Source organism: Flavobacterium ammoniigenes (assembly GCF_020886055.1).
Lineage (GTDB): Bacteria > Bacteroidota > Bacteroidia > Flavobacteriales > Flavobacteriaceae > Flavobacterium > Flavobacterium ammoniigenes.
Map to the genome: position 1 here is coordinate 1,996,122 of NZ_AP025184.1, position 23,466 is coordinate 2,019,587.

At 36.5% G+C, this 23,466-nt stretch carries 5 protein-coding genes; 3 read left to right on the top strand and 2 right to left on the bottom strand.

Annotated elements, in window-relative coordinates; translation table 11 throughout:
- Positions 1–43: 43 nt before the first annotated feature.
- The 3 genes from LPC21_RS09170 to LPC21_RS09180 all read left to right on the top strand — a co-directional run bounded on the left by LPC21_RS09170 (position 44) and on the right by LPC21_RS09180 (position 6,249).
- The gene (locus LPC21_RS09170) at positions 44–766 is read left to right on the top strand and encodes an LOG family protein (protein ID WP_229316862.1); all 723 of its coding nucleotides are present in this window, start codon (positions 44–46) and stop codon (positions 764–766) included.
- A 150-nt stretch (positions 767–916) separates the two neighbouring features.
- Positions 917–3,664, top strand: coding sequence for a gluzincin family metallopeptidase (locus LPC21_RS09175; RefSeq protein WP_229318577.1), 2,748 nt, complete (start codon positions 917–919; stop codon positions 3,662–3,664).
- Between the two features lie 176 nt (positions 3,665–3,840).
- Entirely contained in the window at positions 3,841–6,249 is a 2,409-nt protein-coding gene (locus LPC21_RS09180) for an alpha-ketoacid dehydrogenase subunit alpha/beta (protein WP_229316863.1), read from the top strand.
- 60 nt (positions 6,250–6,309) lie between these two features.
- On the opposite strand, the gene LPC21_RS09185 is transcribed toward LPC21_RS09180, so the two are convergent.
- Together LPC21_RS09185 and LPC21_RS09190 are read right to left on the bottom strand one after the other, a co-directional pair.
- Positions 6,310–7,320, bottom strand: a complete 1,011-nt coding sequence (locus LPC21_RS09185) for a type IX secretion system membrane protein PorP/SprF (RefSeq protein ID WP_229316864.1) — start codon at positions 7,318–7,320, stop codon at positions 6,310–6,312.
- Positions 7,321–7,327: 7 nt separating this feature from the next.
- Positions 7,328–23,431, bottom strand: a complete 16,104-nt coding sequence (locus tag LPC21_RS09190) for a PKD-like domain-containing protein (RefSeq protein WP_229316865.1) — start codon at positions 23,429–23,431, stop codon at positions 7,328–7,330.
- Positions 23,432–23,466: the final 35 nt, after the last annotated feature.

Sequence of the window (23,466 nt, forward strand, 5' to 3'; positions counted from 1 at the left end):
GCTATTCGTAATAAGACATGAAAAGCTACCAAAATTTAAAACTATGAAATTACACGATAGTACCGAAGATAATGAGATTCAAGCCCAACTCAATCAAAAAGATTGGAATGATATTCGTGCCAATGACAGTTGGGGTATTTTTAAAATCATGTCTGAATTTGTCAATGGTTATGAAGCTATGGGACGTATCGGACCTTGTGTGAGTATTTTTGGCTCGGCCAGAATCAAACCTGGAGATCCTTACTATTTATTGGCAGAAAAAATTGCCTATAAAATTAGCAAAGCCGGATACGGAGTAATCACCGGCGGAGGTCCAGGCATCATGGAAGCCGGAAACAAAGGAGCTCATTTAGGCGAGGGTACTTCTGTTGGGTTAAATATCGAATTACCATTTGAACAACATCATAATCCCTATATTGATCGAGATAAAAATTTGAACTTTGACTATTTCTTTGTTCGAAAAGTAATGTTTGTAAAATATTCACAAGGATTCGTAGTGATGCCAGGAGGATTTGGAACTTTGGACGAACTATTTGAAGCCATCACTTTGATTCAAACCAAAAAAATAGGTCGTTTCCCAATAGTTTTAGTAGGAACAGCTTTTTGGTCTGGTCTAATTGATTGGATAAAAACGGTTTTAATCGAACGCGAGGCAACTGTGAGTGCTTCTGATTTAGATCTAATAAAAATTGTAGACACCGAAGATGAAGTAGTTGCAGTAATTGACGCTTTCTATAAAAAATTCGACTTAAGTCCTAACTTTTAATCGTTAGATTATCCTATTCTGAATTGTTTTCGGTTATTAAATTGTACCTTGTAGTTAAATCATTTAAAGTTGAAATCATTTCTCAAAATAGTATTGTATTCGCTATTGATGTTATCATCAATAAGTAGCATGGCACAACATCAATCTAAGATGATGGTTGAACTGGATGCTGCATCCCAAACACTTCGAATTCAACAAGAAATTACCTTTATTAATCAGACCAACGACACTCTTTCTTCTCTTGTATTAAATGATTGGAATACCGCCTACTCCAATAAAAACACTCCTTTAGCGAATCGTTTTTCTGATGAATTCTACAGAGGATTCCATTTGGCTACTGAAGCGGAACGTGGTGGAACTTCTAATTTAACCATTCTGAATGTAGATAAATTATTTCTATCTTGGAGTAGAATCATAGAAAACCCCGATTTAATTACCGTAGATTTGAGAGACAAGTTAGCTCCTAATCAATCCGTTTCACTCTTTCTAACCTATTTTTCAAAAATTCCAAGCGATCAGTTTACGAAATATGGATATGCTGCTAATGGAAATTTACATCTTAAAAATTGGTACATCACTCCAGCAAGATATGAAGACCACGATTTTGTTAGGTACAGCAATAGTAACTTGGACGATATTGCCAATAGTAGTTGTGATTTTAATATTCAATTCAAAATCCCAAAAGAAGCAGCACTCACAACAGATTTAGTGATCACGCATCAAATGGAAGAAAAAAATCAAATGAGTTACTTTTTAGAGGATGAAAATAGGACCGACTTTAGTATCGTAATTCAATCCAAATCTAATTTCAAAAGTTACCATAACGATCATAACGAAGTTATCACAGACATCAATACTACAAAATTAGATGACATTCAAAAAATCATTATAATCAATAGAATTGCCAATTTTGCAAATGAATTTATTGGATTATATCCCCATCAAAAAATCCTTGTTTCCCAAACCAACTATGATCGAAATCCGTTTTATGGACTCAATCAATTACCCCAATTTCTGAATCCGTTTGAAGATGATTTTTTATTTGAAATTAAATTCTTAAAAACCTATTTAGAAACTTATTTAAAAACTAGTTTACAACTGGATCCGAGAAAAAACAATTGGATTTACGATGCCATCCAAATGGATGCCATGATCCGATACATTGAGCTTTATCATGCCAATAGTACCATGCTTGGAAAAGCATCCGATTTTAAAATTTTAAAAAGTTACAATGTAGCAAATCTTAAATTTAACGAACAATACAGCTATTTTTATATGTTGATGGCTCGTAAAAATTTAGATCAGGCTTTAGGAAGTCCTAAAACAGATTTAATTAAATTTAACGAACAAATTGCCAGTAAATACAGAGCCGGATTAAGCATTCGTTTCCTTGATAATTACCTTCAAAATGGAATTGTAAAAAAAAGTATTCGAGAATTCTACAATTTGAACAAAGCAAAACAAACCACGGATAAAGACTTTGAAACTATTTTAAAATCAAATACAACTAAGAATATTGATTGGTTCTTTACCACCATCGTGCATTCGAGAGAATTAATTGATTATAAATTTGCCAAAGTTTCCAAAACCAAAGACAGTATTACTTTTTCAATAAAAAACAAAACTGATTTACCTATTCCTATTCCCATTTATGGACTAAAAAAGAAAGAAATTGTTTTCAAAGATTGGTTGGATTTAAAAGAATGTGATAGCACCTTTACGATACCACGAAAAGAGGCAGATAAAATTATTCTGAATTATAACAATGAAGTACCCGAATATAATTTAAGAAATAATTGGAATAAATTAGAAGGTTTTTTTCCAAACAATCGCCCTATAAAGTTCGTACTAATGAAAGATCTAGAAGATCCCTATTACAATCAAATTTTATACGTGCCCACATTAACGTATAATTTATATGATGGTCTTTCGCCAGGCTTACGCTTACATAATAAAACCATTTTAGACAAACCTTTCATTTTTGATTTGGCTCCCTCCTATTCCACAAAATCAAAAAATTTATCTGGTGGTGGAGGATTCATAATCAACGACAATCGTAGAACGGGTACTTTATATTCCGTTAGGTATCTTTTGTCGGGTTCTTATTTTCATTATGCGCCTGATGCGAGTTATACCAAAATTACCCCAGCCATAGAATTCCGATTTCGGAAACCTGATTTTAGAGACAATACAAAAGAGGGGATTTTACTAAGACAAGTTATTGTTACTCGAGATCAAAGTAAAATTGTACCAACGGATTTGGAAGCCAATTATTCCGTATTCAATACCCGCTATTATATTTCAAAAACTGAAATAACGAAGCATATTAGTTCCAATGGCGATATTCAATTGGCAAGTAAATTTGGTAAGATTGCTGCGGAATTCGAATACAGAAAGCTATTTGAAAATAACCGTCAAGTGAATTTACGTTTGTATTTAGGAGCATTTTTATATAACAAAACCAAATCCAATTATTTTAGTTTTGCTTTAGACAGACCCACTGATTATCTATTTGACTACAATTTTTATGGACGATCTGAAAGCAGTGGATTCTTTAGTCAACAATACATTCAAGCGGAAGGTGGTTTCAAATCAAAGTTGCAACCCGCTTTTGCTAATCAGTGGATGGGAACGGTAAATGGAAGTTTCAATATATGGAGATGGATAGAAATCTATGGAGATTTTGGCGTACTTAAAAACAGGAATAATACGGCTCAATTTGTTTATGATAATGGCATTCGATTGAATTTAGTAACCGATTATTTTGAAATGTATTTACCGTTTTATTCCAACAATGGTTTCGAAATTAATCAGAAAAATTACCATGAAAAGATTCGTTTTGTCATTACATTATCGCCAAAAACTTTAATCAACCTTTTCAATAGAAAATGGTTTTAATAAAACTCAAAAAAATTACATAATTATTTAACAAATTATGTTTTGACAAATAATTATTCAACAAAATACTATAAATATCGAAATTGATTACAAAAAGCTAATTTTAATTAGTAGTGTTAGTATGAAAATATCTAGTTTTTAATTAGATTTGTACATTATGTCATCCTTTTTCAATTATGGTACAAGAAAAAACTACTACGGCCTTAACTTTTGAAGACTTCAAAATAGAAGTTTTGAATGATTACAAAATTGCGATAACAAGCAGAGAATGTAGTTTGTTAGGTCGTAAAGAAGTACTTACTGGAAAGGCTAAATTTGGCATCTTTGGAGACGGAAAAGAAGTACCGCAATTAGCCATGGCTAAATACTTCAAAAATGGAGACTTCCGCTCTGGTTACTATCGTGATCAAACCTTTATGATGGCGATAGGTAAATTAACCATTAAAGAATTTTTTGCTGGTTTGTATGGGCATACTGATTTGGATTATGAACCCATGTCGGCAGGAAGACAAATGGGAGGTCATTTTGTAACACACAGTTTACACGCCGATGGTTCTTGGAAAAATTTAACCAAACAAAAAAACTCAAGCTCAGACATCTCCCCTACGGCAGCTCAAATGCCACGCCTTTTAGGATTAGCATATGCTTCAAAAATATACAGAGAAGTTCCCGGAATTACTAATGCAGCAAATTTTTCAATCGAAGGAAATGAAATTGCTTGGGGTACTATTGGCAATGCCAGTACCTCTGAAGGGGTTTTCTTTGAAACAATCAATGCTGCAGGAGTTTTACAAGTACCTATGGTAATGAGTGTTTGGGACGATGAATATGGAATTTCGGTTCATGCCAAGCACCAAACTACTAAAGAAAGTATTTCAGAAATTTTAAAAGGCTACCAAAGAGAAAACGGAAGCAATGGTTTTGAAATCCTTCAAGTAAAAGGTTGGGATTATGCTGATTTAATTGCCACCTACGAAAAGGCAGCTAATGTAGCGCGAAAAGAACATGTACCCGTTTTAGTTCATGTTTCACAATTAACTCAACCCCAAGGTCATTCAAGTTCTGGGTCTCATGAACGTTACAAAAGCGCGGAAAGATTAGCTTGGGAAAAAGAATATGACTGTATTCGTCAAATGCGATTGTGGATGATCGCTATTAATATAGCCTCACCAGAAGAATTGGATATGATCGATGCCAATGCAAAAACCGCAGTTCTTGAAGGTAAAAAAGAAGCCTGGAAAGAATTTATTGAGCCTATTATTACCGAACAAAAAGAGCTCGTTGCGCTGCTAGAAAGAGTAGCCGAAATGAGTCAAAATAAATCTAAAATTCTTCAATACATATCCGTATTAAAAAATATTAAAGATCCATTAAAAAAGGAAATTTTAGGCACCGCTCGTAAGGTATTGCGTTTGGTAATCAACGAAAGTGGTCAAGCCGAAGTAGCCCAATGGATTCAAAGTTATACTGCAGTAACCCAGCATAAATTTAGTAGCCATTTGCATTCTGAATCCAATTCGAATGTTAACTCAGTCCAGCCAATAGCTCCGAAATATAGTGACAACAGTATCGCTGATACGGATGGCCGAATGATTGTTAGAGACAATTTTGACGCCTTGTTTACCAAATATCCTCAAGCCTTAGTTTTTGGCGAAGACGCCGGAAATATTGGCGATGTGAACCAAGGTCTTGAAGGCATGCAAGAAAAATATGGAGAATTGCGTGTGACTGATGCTGGTATTAGAGAAGCTACTATTATCGGTCAAGGAATTGGATTGGCTTTACGTGGACTTCGCCCTATTGCCGAAATACAATATTTAGATTATTTATTGTATGCCATTCAAATATTAAGTGATGATTTGGCCACCTTACAATACCGAACATTTGGAAGACAAAAAGCACCATTAATTATTCGAACACGCGGCCATCGATTAGAAGGTATTTGGCATTCTGGCTCTCCAATGGGAATGATCATTAATGCCATTAGAGGAATTCACGTTTTGGTTCCAAGAAATATGACACAAGCCGCTGGCTTTTACAATACGCTTTTAGAAGCTGATGAACCCGCTTTAGTCATTGAATGTTTGAATGGATACCGATTAAAAGAAAAAGCACCATTGAATTATGGTGAGTTTAAAACTCCTATTGGAATCGTAGAAACACTTCGAGAAGGAAAAGATATTACGCTAGTTTCGTATGGTTCTACTTTACGTTTAGTAGAACAAGCCGCTAATGAATTAGCAGAAATAGGCATCGATTGCGAAGTGATTGACATCCAATCATTGTTACCGTTTGATATCAATAAGGATATTGTTAAAAGTATTGCCAAAACGAATCGATTATTAGTAATCGATGAAGATGTTCCTGGAGGAGCCTCGGCCTATATCTTACAACAAATTATAGAAGTACAAGATGGTTATTCGTATTTAGATAGTAAACCTCAAACTTTAACTTCTAAGGCTCACCGTCCAGCTTATGGAACGGATGGCGACTATTTTTCAAAACCATCAGTGGATGATATTTATGAAAAAATATATGCCATGATGAGCGAAGCCAGACCCAACCAATACCCTGATTTGTATTAAATTAGAATCATAAAAAAGGCTGCCAAATTAGGCAGCCTTTTTTATGAAATAAAATTACATTTATTGCATATCGTAAAAACGACTATTGTTACCTCTTCGATTTTTCTTAAATGGATTAAAATCAAAAGTGAGGTACAATTCAAATGAAGTATAACTAGCTCCAACCGTTTTTTTACTTCCCATATCGAACGAATAATTCGCTCCAACTTCAATTTCTTCTATAAAAATACTCAATGAAGTTCCTATTTGTGAAACTGAAAAACCATCGTATTTATTAAAATGTTCATTAATTCCAAAAGAAATGTTACCCAAAATCAATTCTTGATACAAATCAAAACGTGATTTAGTTCCTTGTTTAGTAAATGAATTATACAAATACAAATAGGAGTTTTCAGGTAAAAAAGCACTTTGCCCATACTGATTTATATCTTTTTCGTACCCTGTTTGAAAAGACATTAACATATCTTTTTTATTACTTGCTTGACTATTAAAAGATGTTTCAGGTCGATTAATATGTTTTATACTTAATCCAAAAAATAGATTTCTATTATTATGAACCACTGCAGCTGCTCCAACATCTAAATAATTAATTTTATTATCAATATTAACTGGATCTCTTGAGACTTCTGCAATATATCCTGTCAAAACATTAATTTGATCTTCAAAAACTAAAGATGAATAATCTAATCTGCTATTTCCATAACCAACCGAGATAGAAGGATTAAATGTCCATTCATATGACAATCGAGTATTATAGATATAATGCAACTTCGCTTCATTGATTGAAAATCCTAACTGGCTAATTTTAGTAGAATTAACATCGAATGCCAATGAAAAATCATTGTCTGCAAAAAAGTGATTCGCAAATCCAAATCGTGTTTCAATTTTACTTCCCTCATTATATCCTTCGGTACTGTAAATAGCACCCGCTTTGGAAGAGTCTCCAAAACCATAAAAACTTGGATTGAGTGTACCCATAACTTTATTCTGATTTTTTACTGCAAAATCTTGAGAAAAAGCACTTTGAATGGCAACAAATAGAAAAAGTGTATATATATTTTTTATTTTCATAATCATTTTATTTTATAAGCATGAATCGACCTTCTTTCTCAATTGTTTTGTCGTTAATCGTTTTTGCCATAATATAGTAACGGTAATTACCATTCTTTGGCTCTGAATTCACTTTTTCAATTCCGTTCCATCCCCAATCAGTAGGAAGAGAAGCAGTATCTGATGTAATTTCATATATCAAATTACCCCAATTATCATAGATGTACATGCTTACTTCTTTAAGCCCTAATAAAGAAGGTCTAAACAAATCATTAATTCCATCACTATTGGGTGAAAAAGCTGTTGGTAACATAATACCAGCACCCTGACCAACCGTAACAATTTCAGTTATGGAACGAGAACAACCAAATTGATTGTATACCGTTAAGGTAACAGGATACAAGCCGTCAATAGCATAAGTATGGAATACAGTTGTTATACTTTCTCCAGCACTATTTAGATTAATATCTTTTGGATTAAAAAACACTTTAAATGGACTATTATCGCCAAAATCCCAAACGATATGATCGTATTCAGCTGGTATAGTTGCGTTAGTTAATCCATTAGTAAACTTGATACTTTCATTTACTGAAACCGAACCATACGTAGTTAAATTAAACGATGTATAATCAATAGTTGGATTTACCATAGTTGTATTTACAGTTATTATATCCCAACAATTTTGACTGTTCATTACTTTAATTATACCCGTTGGATTTGTTGGATTTGGAATAGATAATTCATAAAGATTATTACCTAAATTCAAATGTGATACTATCGTATTATTGTAGTAAAAAGTAAGATTACTATCTAAACTTGATACTGTTATTCTTACTTTTCCAGCGGTATTAGTACATAAATTTCCATCTAAACTAGTTGAATCGATATGTAAAGTACTAAAATCTTGAATTGTAAATAAATACGGTTCGGTAGCACAATTATTACTATCTGTTACTGTTAAGTAGTAAAGTCCTGCTCTTAAATTACAAATATTAAAATAATTATTATTTGGAGGCACGATAGTATTTAAAACTTGTGAGGATGGATCTAGATATTGTAGCAAAAATCGTGTATATATACCACTTCCACCAGAATAATTAAAATTAGCACATCCTAACGATCCATTACAACTTACATTAGCTGTAGAAACCAAAGCAATATTAATAGGTTGCGCTGGTAAAACGGTGTATGTTTTTGTTGGCAAAGGACAACCCACTGAATCAGTACCAGTAAGCGTGTAACTTCCAGCAACCAATCCAGTGATATTGGTTTGATTCTGTTGGAATCCATTTGGACCAGCCCAATGCACTGCGTAAGAACCATTTGTAGGTACCCCACCGATAATGGTAACAGAAATAGCACCATTACTATTAGTACTACAGGAAACATTGGTTACTATTTCATTAGTTACAAACATTGGAATAGATATTTTTAACACTCCTGTTTTTACCACACTACAAGGTAAAGAGGTAATAGTATAATTAAATATTCCTGCACTAGTAGGAGTTCCACTAATTATTAATTCCCCTGTACTTGGATTAAACACATAGGTAACACCTGCTGGTAATCCTGTAACTGTAGCTCCAGTAGCACCTTGAATGGTATATCGAATAGGTGTTATTGGTGAATTAAAAGTAGACTGACACAATGTTTGAAGATCAGTTCCTGTTGCCGAAATCAAGTCTATCGAAACAGCAGAATTCACATTTGAAATCGTTATATTTTGCGATATAGAACATCCTGCTGTAGTTATCGGAATAGTAAACGTTCCATTTACCGTTGGATTTCCTTGAATAGTATAAATTCCTGTTAATGAATCAAAAGTAATGGTTACACCAGTTGGTAAAATTGGTGGTACAATACCCGTTGCTCCTCCTCCAACTGTAAATCGAATTGGTACAATTGGTCCATTCAAACACACTGCTTGATTCAGGGTAGTTGAAGCACCTAAGAAAGTAATGGTGGCAGCTGGTTTTATATCCAAACTAATTGACGTACTTGCAGACGCACCACATCCACCTTGAGTAGTAATTACATAGTTTTGCGGTAAACTAGTCGCTACAGTTGGGGTTCCTGAAATAGTAACAAGACCATTATTTGAATCAACAATAGCACTTACTCCTAAAGGCAATGCCGGACTAACTGTAACTCCTGTTATTCCTGAAGCTATAGCAAAAGATACTGGATCTATTGGATTGTTTATACAAGCAACCTGATTAGCGGTTCCAGATAAGAGCGCAATAGATTGTAACGGATTCACTTTAATTGTCCCACTAATTGTATTTCCACAATTGGTGGTAGAGGAAATAGTATACGGGAACGAACCACTTTGTGTTGGCGTTCCTGTAATAATTCCGGTTACAGGATTAAAACTAACACCTGTTGGTAATACACCAGTCAATTTTAACACCTCCGTTGACGGTGCTATTGCATATTTAATAGGCAATGCAAATGAAGTACCAATACATACTGTTGTATTTGGATTTCCTGAAACCAAACTAACAGTTGCGTTTTGTTTAATTTCTATAGTTCCTGTGTAGGTAGTTTGATCACATATTCCATACGATTGAATAGTGTAAGTATACGTTCCAACTTGACAAGAAGTGCCTGAAATAGTTAATACATTAGAAGCTATAGACCAAATAAGTCCTGTTGGTGCATTTGGTGAGAAGGTTACATCACCACCTGTTGCACCACCACCTAAACTGTAGGATATTGGTTTTATTGCAGCACATGCACATACCGTTTGATTCACGGTTGTTGGCGTCAATATTGTAATGATATCATTAGCATTAATAGTAAGTGTACCATTATAAGTACTATCGCAACCATTTACTGAACCTGCAGTATGAATTACATAATTGAAAACACCTGTAGCAGTTGGATTACCGGAAATAGTTACGGTATGCGATGTCGCATTGTATACTCCATTCACTCCAGCCGGTAAATTAGTGACATAAGCACTTGTTGCTGAACCACCAATTGTAAAAACCACTGGATTTATTGGACTGTCTTGACAAACCGTTTGACTTACTGCAATACCATTCTGAGGAATGATAGTACCTCCTTGCTGTACATTAATGTAAGCCTCACTTGGTAAAGTTATAGTACTATTTCCACATGTTGAAGGACTTGACTCCCTAACATTCAATAAAGTCACAGTATAGTTTCCAACTGTAGTGGTTGGAATTGCAACTGAAACAGTATTACTTGTGGCTGTAGTTGATACTGTTTGAACAGCTCCCGAATTTATTCTGTACTGAAATACATATGGAGGAGTCGCATTGGATCCAGTAAAAGTAACTATAGGTTGTGCATCATTTTGGCAAACAGTAAAACTCGTTGGTCCAGAAATCGTTGCTGAAGGTAATGGATTTATTTTTACCACTACAGGCTTAACATTAGAACAACCGTTTGCATCAGTACCTTTAATAAAATAGGTGCCCGATGTTGTTATTGCTGATGGATTCACAATTGCTATGGAAGTCGCATTATCGTTCCAATAACCATAAGTCAATCCTACACTAGAACCTGAAGTAGTATTGGTAATATTAATTGTATTAGGAACACAAACCTCAGCAGGATTGGTAACAATTAATGTAGGTAATGGATTGACTGTAATTACAGCACTTCCTGATTGTACCTGAGCACAACTAGTTGTGCTTCCATCCGAAACACTTACTAAATTGTATGTATAGATACCCACAGTAGCAGATGGTACCGTAATGATAGCTGTTGAACCCGTTGATGTTATAGTTTGATTTATACCTCCATTTATAGTATAGGTAAAAGTATAAGGAGCAGTGCCTCCTGAGCCGGTAAACGTAATAGTAGGATTAGTACTATTAGCACATACTGCCGTGGTTCCAGAAATCGTTGCTTGTGGTAATGGATTTACTGTAATTACAGCTATACCTGTTTGATTTTGAATACAAGCCGATGCACTTGCATCTTGAACGCTTTGTAAGGCATAATTAAATACCCCTGCAACTGCAGTTGAAGCTTGAAGTGTGACACTATTTCCAGTTATTGTACTTATAGTTTGAGTAGCCCCTCCATTGATAGTATATCTGAATGTATATGGAGCTGTTCCGCCTGAACCTGTAAAAGTGATTAGTGGAGTAGCACTATTTTTACAAATCGTAGTTGTTCCAGCAATAGCTGCACTTGGCAGCGGATTAACCACAACAGTTACTGATTTTATATCATAACATCCAAAGCTTGAAGTGGCCTTAATATAATAAATTCCTGAGCTAGCTGTTGTTGGCGTTAAATATGGGACAGTTGCCGAAGCATCTCTCCAATACGTATACACTAAACCAGTATCTGATCCCGTTGTAGTAGCAGTAATATCAACTGTGTTAGGTGCACAAATGGCTGCTGGTTGATTTACAACTAAATTAGGAGTCGGATTCACTACAATAGTAGCAACACCTGTTTGTGATTGAGTACAAGAAGTAGCACTTGCATCTTGAACACTAACTAAATTATAAATAGCAGTACCCGAAATAGCAGTTGATGAAGTGATACTAGCATTGTTGCCACTGCTAACAATAGTTTGATTTGCTCCACCATTAATTGTATAGGTAAACGTATATGGAGCCGTACCGTTAGAACCAATTAAAGTAACTACTGGATTTGCATCATTTTTACATACCGAAGTTGATCCTACAATTGAAGCCAATGGCAAAGGATTTACCACTACTGGCAACACAATTTGTTTTGCACAACCATAGGAATTCGAAGGTAAAGTAATAGTGTAATTTACCGTCTTAGCTGTAGAAGTAGTATTAATTAAAATTTCATTAATCGAAGCGGTACCAGATGCTGCAGCTAAACTTATTCCTGTCACAGAAGCGCGACTCCAATTAATTACTCCTGCTGTCGATGAACTTGGGGTATAATTAAATGTGCTTCCTGAGCAAAGTCCTACAGCAGCAACTGAAGATGTCAATACTGGAATTGGATTCACCACAACGATCACTGATGCTTGGTTTGAACAAGCCGTTGCGTTAGGTCCAGTAAGAGTAAATTGATACACCACATTAATAGGATTTGAAGTAGTATTAATCAAGGTTTCGCTTATATTACCATTTCCTGAACTAGCTGGATTAGCAATTCCGCTTTGTACTGCTCTAGACCATGCAAAAGTAGATCCTGAAGTACTCGAGGTTGGTACATAATTAAATACCGTATCACTACAAATTGCTGAAGGAGTTAATGAACTCGACAAAGTTGGTTTGGCAACTATTGTAATTGGATAATTTACAGATGCCGGACCTGCCCCACAAGCATTATTCACAATAACACTTAAATTACCGGAAACATCAGTTAATTGATAGTTAATAGTAATGGTATTAGAAGCTGTTAAAACAGTTGATCCATTAGGTAAAGTCCAAGAATAACTTGTAGCCCCTGGAATAGGCAAAGCTGTATATACAACACCTGTAGCTCCCGCACAAACTGCTTGTTGACCACTTATTGTGGTTGCTGTTGGTAATGCATTCACTGTTACAGCAAAACTAGAAATTGATCCATTTCCACAACCATTAGAACCAAAAACAGATACATTTCCTGATAAAGAACCTAATCCGTAACGAACTATAATGGTGTTCGTGTTTTGACCTGAAACTAAAGTTGCTCCTGAAGGAACTGACCAATTATAAGATACAACACTCGAATTTACAGGAACGGTATAAGTTACTGTAGCCGAATTGCTTTGACAAACAGTATTCCCCGCACTTGATGTTACTGGTCCTAAATTAGGGATAGAACAATTTACTGTAAGTGTAACTGAATCCGAATTCGAACTAGTACTACATGCTCCTACCCCATTAACAGTTAACGTCAATACATCAGAAGTACAACTATTACTAAATGAATTGTATAAAACCGGATTCCCTAAGGTAAAAGTTCCTGAACCTGAAGTCGTCCAGTTTTGAGTTCCTCCATTAGTTACAGTTGTTCCGGTAATTGCAAAAGCGTCAATTGGTTGACCTGCAATATAACAAGTTGTTCCACTTACACCCGCTTCAACTACAGGTAAAGCTTGGATATTTATTGTGATATCTTCATATACTGCAGTAGATGATGGACATCCTGGTTTTGGATTTACAAACAATCTAACAACAGCCGTTTTATTAGTAATTTCATTAGATGATACTCCGGAAACATAAACCGGACTTAATGCTGCATTTGAATTAGCAACTATACTTCCTGGTCCACTTTGAACACTCCAATTAACAGACTGATAATTAGAGGCAGTTCCTGTCAATGTAATTTGAGAAGTATTGGCACATAGTTGAACATCGCTTGCCGAAACTGTAGGTTTCTTGACAATATCCAATCGAATTATACTTGAATTAGATGGACAAGTCGAATTACTTGCTCCGGTCAATTTCAAATACACATATCCTAAATTAATATCATCTGAATTTGGATTATATGTTGGGTTCAATGCCGTCGCATCGCTAAAAGATCCTGCTTGATAAGTTCCGCTAGAAGTACCCGTACTATTTTGTGCACTGATCCAACTCAAAGATCCCGTATTATCAGCAGTCGCTTGAGAAAGTGTAAAAGTACTTCCTTCGCAAACAGAAGCATTTACTCCTGCATTTACTCCTGTTCCTGGTGCTATAGTTAACTCCATGGTATCTGCTACCAATGCCGTACAACTTGGATTGGCTACCTTTAGAGTAAGATATACTTTTCCTGAAGCAATATCCGCTACACTAGGTGTAAACGTTGGATTCACCGAATGTATATTTGAAAAAGTTCCCGTTGCTAATGTTACACCATTGACATCACGGTAAGCAAACCATTCTATGTTGGCCGGAGTATTGTTATAATTGGCTGCAGTGGCATTTACTAAATTGTATGATGAGGTTTCGCAAATTGTAACATCTGGGCCAACATTTACAGTTGGCAAAGGAGAAATTGTTACAGTCATGTCATCAACCACCTCTCCTAAACAAGGACTTGGGTTAGTAGCATGTAAAGTTAAAGTTACCACTCCACTTTCATTAATCCCTGGAAGATACTCTGGAAATAGAGTATTGATTGTAGAGGCTTTTATTGTACCCGTTCCATTTTCTGTCCAATAGAAAGAAGTAGCCGTAGTATTGGCGCCATTATTTAATACAATCGAATTACCTTGGCACACCACAATATCCGAACCGGAATTCGCAGTAGCTTTTGGTCTCAAATTCACTTTTATAATCTGAGTTGCGGTCGCAGAACATCCTGTTAGCGGTTGTGCAGTAACAGTAAGATTAACAAACCCATTAGCAATTTCAGCATTTGTTGGAGTGAAAATCGGAGTTTCTGTACCCCCATTTGTAAGGGTTCCTAAAGTACTCAAACCAGTGGTATCTGTCCATGAAATAGATGCTGCATTAGTTACAGTTAGCAAATCAGGTAATGTAAAGGTTTCACCACAAAGAGTTATTTCTGTAGCAGAAGCTTGAATAATTGGGTTTTTATTGACATTAATAACCATTTGATCGACAACTGCTACTTGTGCGCAATTGGCATTTGGCATTGCAGACAAAGTCAGTGTAACCGAAGTCAAGTCATTAGATCCTAAAGTATAGGTAGGGCGAATTCCTCCGTTTGAATTGGCGTAGTTAAACGTTCCATTTCCGGAACTAGTCCAGGAAACTGTATTGTAATTAGTTGCTGTAGCTCCTGATAAACTCACCGTACTTGCTTGACAAGCCGTTTGATCAACACCTGCAAATACTTGAGGTTTTGCATACAAAGTTAGAGTTGATGAATCCACAACTTGTGAACAACCATTAGTTCCTGCTGCAGTTAAAAATACGGTTATCGTATTTACCCCAGAGTTAGTAGTATAATCCGCTGGATTAGGAATGTATTTAGCTTGCAACGGATTGCTAGTCGTTTGAATACTTCCAGCTCCATCGGTAGTCCAAGTATAATTAGTGCCATTGGTAGCCGTTCCATTCAGTGTTACAAAAGCAACTCCTTCACAAATAGTTTGAGCAACTCCCGCGTCCACTACTGGCGATGGGTTTATGGTAACTGTCACCGTATCTGAAACTGGTGTAGGACATTGGGCTGCTCCTTGAACTGTCAAAGTCAAAGTAACAGTACCAGATGCACCAACATTTGGTACAACAACCGGTGATAAAGTAGTTTCAGTTCCTGATCGAATAGTCGCCGGTCCAGAAATAACCCAATCAAAAGTAGCACCTGATGGAACACTTGCGCCTGAAATAGTATGAGTAGCCGTTTCACAAATGCTAGCATCTAAGCCGGCATTTACAATTGGACTTGGAACAATCGTAACTACAACTTCAGAAAAAGCATTAGCGCAAACTGAATTTAAAGCGGTTGCTGTAAGTCGTAAACTTACATTTCCTGATTGAGATGCAGTAGGTGAATAAATCGTTGCGGTGGTTGAATTAGGTGCAAAACTTCCTAGACCATTAGAAGAGGTCCACGTTAATGCACTATAATTTGAAGCCGTTACATCGGTAGAATTTAAAGTTAATGTTTGTCCTTGACAAATAGTTCTGGTTGCTGGTGAAGTAACCACAGGTCTAGGAATGATTGAAATGGTTTTAGATGCAACAGCATTGATCCCACATTGGTTATAACCCGTTGCCGTTAGTGTTAATGTAACATCACCTGTTTGTCCTGGTGCCGGATTATAAATAGGATTTAAACTATGAATTGTACTTACATCCAAAGTTCCTGGACCAGTTGCAGACCAAGTTATAGCCGAATAATTTGTAGCCAAAGCCTCTCCATTTACTAGAGTATATGACGTCCCTTCACATATTGCAACTGCGGGACCAGCACTTGCTGTAGGTTTTTTTAATATTGAAATAACCAGGGTATCTACTACTTCTGGACAATTGGAATCACTCACTCCATGTAAACTAAGTACTACCGTACCATTTAAAATATCAGCCGCACTTGGAATGTATGTCGTTGCAGCTGTATTCGGATTCGCAAAAGTTCCTGAAGAACTGCTAGTCCAATACACGCTAGAAATATGTGATACAGCTCCTGATAATGTAACCGAACTACCTTCGCAAATAGTTTGATCAATTCCAGCATTCACAACTGGTTTAGGATCTAAATTTAAAATAATAAAGTCGGTAACTGAAGAGGCACATGGCGCCAAAGCAGCAGCAGTAATTGTCAAAGTAATTCGAGTTCCCGCAGCTACTTCTGCAGCGCTTGGTGTATAATTCGGATTTAATATTGAGGGATTACTAAAAGTTCCTTTGTTGGTTCCTGAACTAGAATTAGAACTCCATGTGATTGTTCCTAAATTTTGTCCTGTCACTCCTGTTATTGCAAAAGCTTCACCAGCACAATTGTGTCGGGATTCGATTCCTGCATCAAGTACTGGTTTAAGTTGTATCGTTACCGTTTTAGTAGTTGTTGCAGCGGCACAAACTGGATCACCAGTAGCCGTAAATCGTATGGTAAAAGTTGCGGTATCATTAGTGCCTGGAGTATATAAAGCTGTTGTAGTATTCGCATTGGTAAAAGTTCCATTAGAAGTACCAACTGTTGTCCAAAGTACCGAAGTTGCATTCGTAGCAATGGCAGTGGCAGTAAACACATTTCCTTCACACAGCACTCCGGTTGGTGCAGTAGTTACCGTTGGAGCAGGTTTAATTGTGATAGTGATTTCTTTATAATCAGTCAATCCACAAAGTACGTCTGATTTGGCCAATAAACGCAACGTCACAGGTGATGCTGAGGCTAAATCAGCTGCAGAAAAATTGTAAGTAGTTACCAAAGCTGTATTATCGGCAAATGTACCTGTTCCGGTAGTTGTCCATAAATAGGTAGTACTAGCAGTCGTGTTGGCAACAGAATTGCCATTAAGAGCATATGATGTTTGGGTATTACAAATCGTATCCACCAATTTTACAAAAGTGACTAATGGCTTCTTCATCACATTTAAAGTGAATTGAGCAGTTGTAATTTCGGTACAAGGTGAATTGCTTGCTGCACTTGCCTCAATAATGACAGTAGTACTAGAAGCATCTGGAGTATAAATTGGTGTTGCCGTATTAGTCCCTGATAATGTTCCTGATCCAGATACTATTCTCCAGCTAATATTTGCTGGGTTGTGGTTTGCAAAAATGGCATTAAGCTGTTTTGGCGTATTCTCACAAAAAGTATAATTAGTTTGTGTTGTATTTATTGTGGCTTTCTTAGTTATATTTACTCGAATCGTTTTTACTATTGGAGTAGCACACGGATTGATAGGTGTTACTGTCAATGTTAATATCGCAAAACCTGTAGTTTTATCAGCTGCAGAAGGTGTGTATACTGGTGTAAAAGTACTAGCACCTGTTAGTGAACTTGGGTCTGTTGTAGTCCATTGAACCGAATCAATAGATGTAGGATTCACAACATTAATTTGACTTAATGGCACTTGGTAAGTAGCCGTTTCACAAATAGTAACTTGGGTAGGACTTACGGTAATTACTGGATTTTTAACAATTAAATGTTCAACAGTTGATGTTACCGTTCCCACACAAGGAGCAATTGCATCAGCTGTAAGGGTTAGTAAAACTCGTCCACTTGCAATTTCATTTGCACCCGGAGTATATTCTACTACTCTAGTCGTAGGTGAAGTGGTAAAAGTTCCATCACCTCCATTTTTACTCCAATTAATATTGGTTACATTAGTTGTTATGGCATCCGCTGTTGTAATCACAGTTCCTTCGCAAAGGGTTTGAGAAGCACCTGCGTTTACAATTGGTTGACGTTGCACTGGAATACGAACTGTTTTAACCACATTGGCACTGCAAGGCGCATTAGGAATTGCCGTTACTGTGATATCTATGTAACCATTAGAAATATCTGTGGCGCTTGGTGTTACTAATGGTGTCAATGAAGTGGCATTAGCTATGGTTGTTCCGGTCGTTGAAGTCCAAGTATATGAAGCTGCATTAGTTACTGTAGTACCTGAAACCAATACATTAGTAGCATCTTGACAAATCGTAGGTTGCGGACTAACTATTGTAACTATTGGTGATTTAACCAAATTAACTAAAGTTGTAGTAACCAATGGAACCGAACAAGGTGCTATTGAATTTGCAGTTAATGTTAAGGTAATCGGTGAATTTTGAACATCTAAAGCCGAGGGGGTATAGGTTGGATTAATGGTATTATCCACATTAAAAGTTCCCGATCCAGATGAAGTCCATCGTAAACTACTTATTGTTGTCATTGTAGCTGTTGCCGTTGTGATAGTAAAAGGTAAATCACATTGTGTAAGACTCGGACCAGCACTCGCAACTGGCTCAGCAATAAAACTTAAAACAAATGATTTAGATTGTTGTGTTGCACAAGGACTCACAGGCATTACATACATAGTCAAAGTAACCGAACCATTGGCTTTATCGATTGCTGACGGAAGGTATATTGGATTTTTAGCATCGAATGTGGTGGTAAACGAACCGGTTCCACTCGATTCCCAGCGAATAGATCCAGCTAAGAAACTATTGGTGATAGTAGTCCCACTGATAGCATATTGATTAGCACTTTTACAAAGAGAAGCACTTGCTACCGTAGTAATAACTGGCAATTTTTGGAAACTGATAATAACATCATTGGAAACTGGATCTTGGCAAGAATAACCATTGGCAGTTAATGTCAAAGTTACTGAACCGCCCGCTAAATCTGTAGAAGATGGAGTATACACCATTCCATTCATTGAAGTAGCATTAGTAATTGTTCCTGAACTTCCATTAGAAGACCAAACTACAGTGGCGTAATTAGCTGCAGTGGCAGTAGTAGATATATACGTCCCATTTTCACAAATAATTGCATCTGGTCCTGCATTTGCTTCAGGCTTCTTTATAAAATTTAAAGCAATTGTATTGGTAGTTGACGAATTACAATTGGCTGGTGTTCTTGATGCGGTTAAAGTTAAAATCACAGAACCTCGAGATAAATCGGCAGCATCAGGGATATACGAATTCGTTGCAGTAGTATTTGAAGGTGAGGGTGTTGTAAAACTTCCACTTCCTGAAGTTGTCCAAACCAATAAATTAGGGTCGAAATTAGTCGCAACAATTCCAGAGTAAGCACCCGTACCTGAAATCTGAACCGGAACTCCTGCAATGGTACAAATATCTTGTTGTGAGTTCACTACTGAAATTCTTGGAATTTTATTGATGATCAAATTCACTTCAGCAATTGCGTCTATTGTGCAAGGTGAATTTCTCTTGGCCGTTAAAATTAATTTTACCGAACCGTTATTAATATCATTTGCCCCAGGTGTATAGGTTGGAGATAATGTATTTCCTCCTGTAAAACTTCCTCCCGTATTTGAAGCAGTCCATTCTAAGCTTTCATAATTAGTTGCAGTAGCAGTACTAACTGTATAGGTAGCTCCTTCACAAATTTGAGGATTAACCGCACTAATACTAGCCGTTGGTTTTTGTATGATCGTAACGGTTGTGGTAGCTACTGACGGAACCGTACATGGAAATTGAGGTTGCGCTGTTAATGTATACGTTATCGTACCAGAATCTGTAACAGAGGAAACATAATTTGGAGTCAAAGTAGCTGTATTATTAAATACTCCACTTCCTGAACTTTTTGACCAACTAACTGCACTATTATTAGGTGCTGATCCATTTAGATAAACCGTTTGACCTTGACAAATTGTTTGTGCAGTGCCTGCATTAGCTACAGGATTTTTTCTTATAGTAACGGTTACCATACTTTGAGCGTCAGTACAACCCAATTTCTTTCCTTTTAAAGTAAAGGTAACGGACCCATTGATTATATCAGAAGGACTGAAAGTATAGGTAGGATCTTCAGCAGTTGCATTATCTAAAGTTCCTGATCCATCATGTGTCCAAACTACAGAATCCGTAAATGATTTAGAACCATTCAAAACATAAAACTGTTGTGTCTCACAAACGGTGACATTCGGACCAGCACTTACAGTTGGGGCCCCATTGATTTTATAAATAACACTATCCGTTACATTGGGTCCACAACCATTGTTGGGAGTGACAGTAGCCGTAAAAGTAACAAACTGATCACGATCTGAAGCGGATGGATTGTATATTGGCGAACTCACAGATGGATCTACAAAACTTCCCGACCCTCCCGATTTAGTCCAAGTAATAGTCCCCGCATTTTGAATATTTGAAGTAATTGTAATTGGACCTTCACAAACTGTTCGATCAGGACCTAAATCGACTGTTGTTTGATCAATCGTAATTTTTAAATCTTTACTAACGATTGTATTACATGGGTTTTGCCCTGTAACATTTAATCGAACTATAACAAATCCATTGGCAATTCCAATAGAACTTGGTGTAAACATAGGACTTAAAGTATTGGCATTTGCTAAACTACCTCCATTTGCAGGAATTACTTCCCAATTATATGAAGCATATAAATTAGCAATAGACGCTACAATTGTTTGATTTGTAGCTATATCACAAATACTAATTTGAGGAGCTCCATTTATGCTAATTATAGGCAAAGGCTGAACTGTTATAGTAACACTACTCGATTTGGAACAAGCTGTTGCTGTATTGGTTTCTGTTAGTGTATAGGTAGTAGTTGCGGTTGGGGTAACGGATGGATTGGAACTAGTAGAAGTAAAACCTGAAGGATTACTCGACCAAGAATAGGTATTCCCAGTTACCGGACTAGCGCCAAGGTTTACTATATCACCCTCACAAATAGTTTTATTGGATATAACGGTTGCTGCAGGAAGTGGATTAGTAGTTACCTCGAATTGATCTTGTGTTATACAACCGGAAGCAGTATTAGTTACCGTGTAAGTAAAAACCTGAGTTCCTAAAGTAGTAAATAAAATTGAAGATGTAGGAGTAATACTTGAGTATCCTAAATTTGAGGTCAATGAATAGGTCTGTCCTGCGACAAAAGTATCACCAAAGGATCTTGTAGTTCCAATGCAAATTTCTTGATTAGGAAAATCAGTAACTATTGGGGTATCCTTAACTAGAATAGTAACGGCATTGGAAAAGGCCGAAGGACAAACTCCACTTTTAACTTCAACTCGGTATTGAGTTGTTTGAGTTAAAGCAGGTGCTGAAAAACTAGTTGTTGTTGCAGCGATGTCAGACCAAGTGGCGCCGTTATTTGTAGATTGTTGCCATTGTACCACCTCTCCTACTTTGCCCGTCAAATTCAATGCACCACCAATTATATTTTTACACACACTTGAATTAATTGCTGATAAAGCACCCCCATTTGAAACAGTTGACACCGAAATCAATGCGGGTGTTGAATAAGAAGTTGACCCTCCACTTTGAACTACAGCTCTATAGTACAAAGATGCTGTTACGTTAGTGGCTGTAAAGGTTGCATTTTGTACATTGAAATCGGTAACATTAGTTGAAAAATCACTAACCGATGAAGATTGCCATTTGACAATATTTCCTGTATAACCTGCTGCTGTTAATTGGGTTGAATTCACTCCAGAGCAAACTGTAGAAGTTCCAGCAATACTTCCTCCTACAGAGTCAGCAAAAACAGAAACAGCAACAGCGGTTCTTGCTACACTTTCACAGCCATTTATTTTTTGAGAAGCATAATAGGTCCCTGTTGTCAAAAGAGCGGTACCCGAATAAAGTGTACCTCCAGATAGCGAATCATACCAGGCAGGAATACCCAGACTAGTAATTGTAAGGTTATTTACTGTTTTATTTTGAGAAATCAAAAAAGTTTGCGCAATAGCTGATGGCGCAGCAGGTGTAGTTGCTACATTCACAACAACCTGATCTGTATTAGAACATCCATTGGCTCCCACTCCTGTTACCGTATAGGTGGTAGTAGTTGATGGAGAAAAGGATACAGCATTAGTCACACCGTTATTCCATGTATAAGAAGTCGCACCACTTCCTGATAAGATAACCGAATTACCGGCACAAATGGTTTGATCTACTCCAGCATTTACTGATGGCAAAGCATTAATTGAAATTAAATATGAAGCCGTAGAAGCTTCGGAACAAGTGCCACTTTTAACAATTGCTCTGAAATACGTTGGGCTATTCAAAATTCCAGGAGACAAAGTCAAGGCTGTAGAATTGATATCGGTCCAAGAAATGGCATCCAAAGAAGATTGCCATTTGACCACCGTTCCCACATTACCGTTTAATGTTAAAGTACCTGCCGCTATTCCTGCACAAGTTGATCCAGGTCCTGAAATGGTTCCTGAAACACTACTCGGTTCAACCGAAATGGAAAAAGTTTTTGCATCTCCTACACAGCCATCATATGTTGGCGTTACAGTGAATGTAGCAGTGACTGTACTATTGGAAGTATTGGTGGTAATAAAATTAGGAATGGGAGAAGTTGTCCCGCTTGAGGGAGATAATCCAATCAAATTGGCATTAGTTGCACTCCAGGTAAACGAAGTACCAGAACCATTTAAGGGAGAACTTGCAGTTAAATCAATATTAGCAATGGTTGTTCCTTTGCACACTTGTTGTGAAGAAATGGTATTTAATATTGGTTTTGGATTAATTGTAACAACATATTCTTTTGGTATACCAGCACATCCGTTAGTGGATGGCGTAATTCGAATCGTTCCTGAAATCGGTTGATTAGTAGTATTAACTGCAGTAAATGTGGGTATATTCCCTGAACCACTTGAGGCAAGACCAATAGCTGTGTTAGAATTGGTCCATGAAAATTGTGTTCCAGATGGTAGTCCGTTAAGGTTTAGTACTGGGACTGTCGAACCCACGCAATACGATATATTGGGTAATACATTAGAAACTAATGCTGTAGTATAAGTAAAAACAGTAGTAGAAGTTACTCCATCAACTTCAACAAGTCCTGAGGTTAACCCACAAGGGATTATGACCTGTAATTCTGTTGCCGAAACAAATCTAGTGTTAGCGGAAGAGATCGTTGTTGTTCCAATTTTAACAATTGAGTTACTGGTAAAATTAGTTCCTACAATAGTCACAGTCGAACCAGCAGATCCATCAACCGGAGAAAATGAACTAATAGTTGTTGCAACTAAACGTACTTTAATTGTATTTGATTTTATATCTAAATCAGATGAAAAAGAGGAAATACTTATAAATAGAAATAATAAGCTAAAAAGTGATTGAAATTTGTGATAATTTTTCATACTGTTAATAGTAATTTATTGTAAAAGAAAAAAAT

Bases quoted from the DNA above. Each gene is read 5' to 3' on its own strand.
- LPC21_RS09180 (WP_229316863.1), top strand. From the start codon at position 3,841: ATGGTACAAGAAAAAACTACTACGGCCTTAACTTTTGAAGACTTCAAA.
- LPC21_RS09170 (WP_229316862.1), top strand. From the start codon at position 44: ATGAAATTACACGATAGTACCGAAGATAATGAGATTCAAGCCCAACTC.
- LPC21_RS09185 (WP_229316864.1), bottom strand. From the start codon at position 7,320: ATGAAAATAAAAAATATATATACACTTTTTCTATTTGTTGCCATTCAA.
- LPC21_RS09190 (WP_229316865.1), bottom strand. From the start codon at position 23,431: ATGAAAAATTATCACAAATTTCAATCACTTTTTAGCTTATTATTTCTA.
- LPC21_RS09175 (WP_229318577.1), top strand. From the start codon at position 917: ATGATGGTTGAACTGGATGCTGCATCCCAAACACTTCGAATTCAACAA.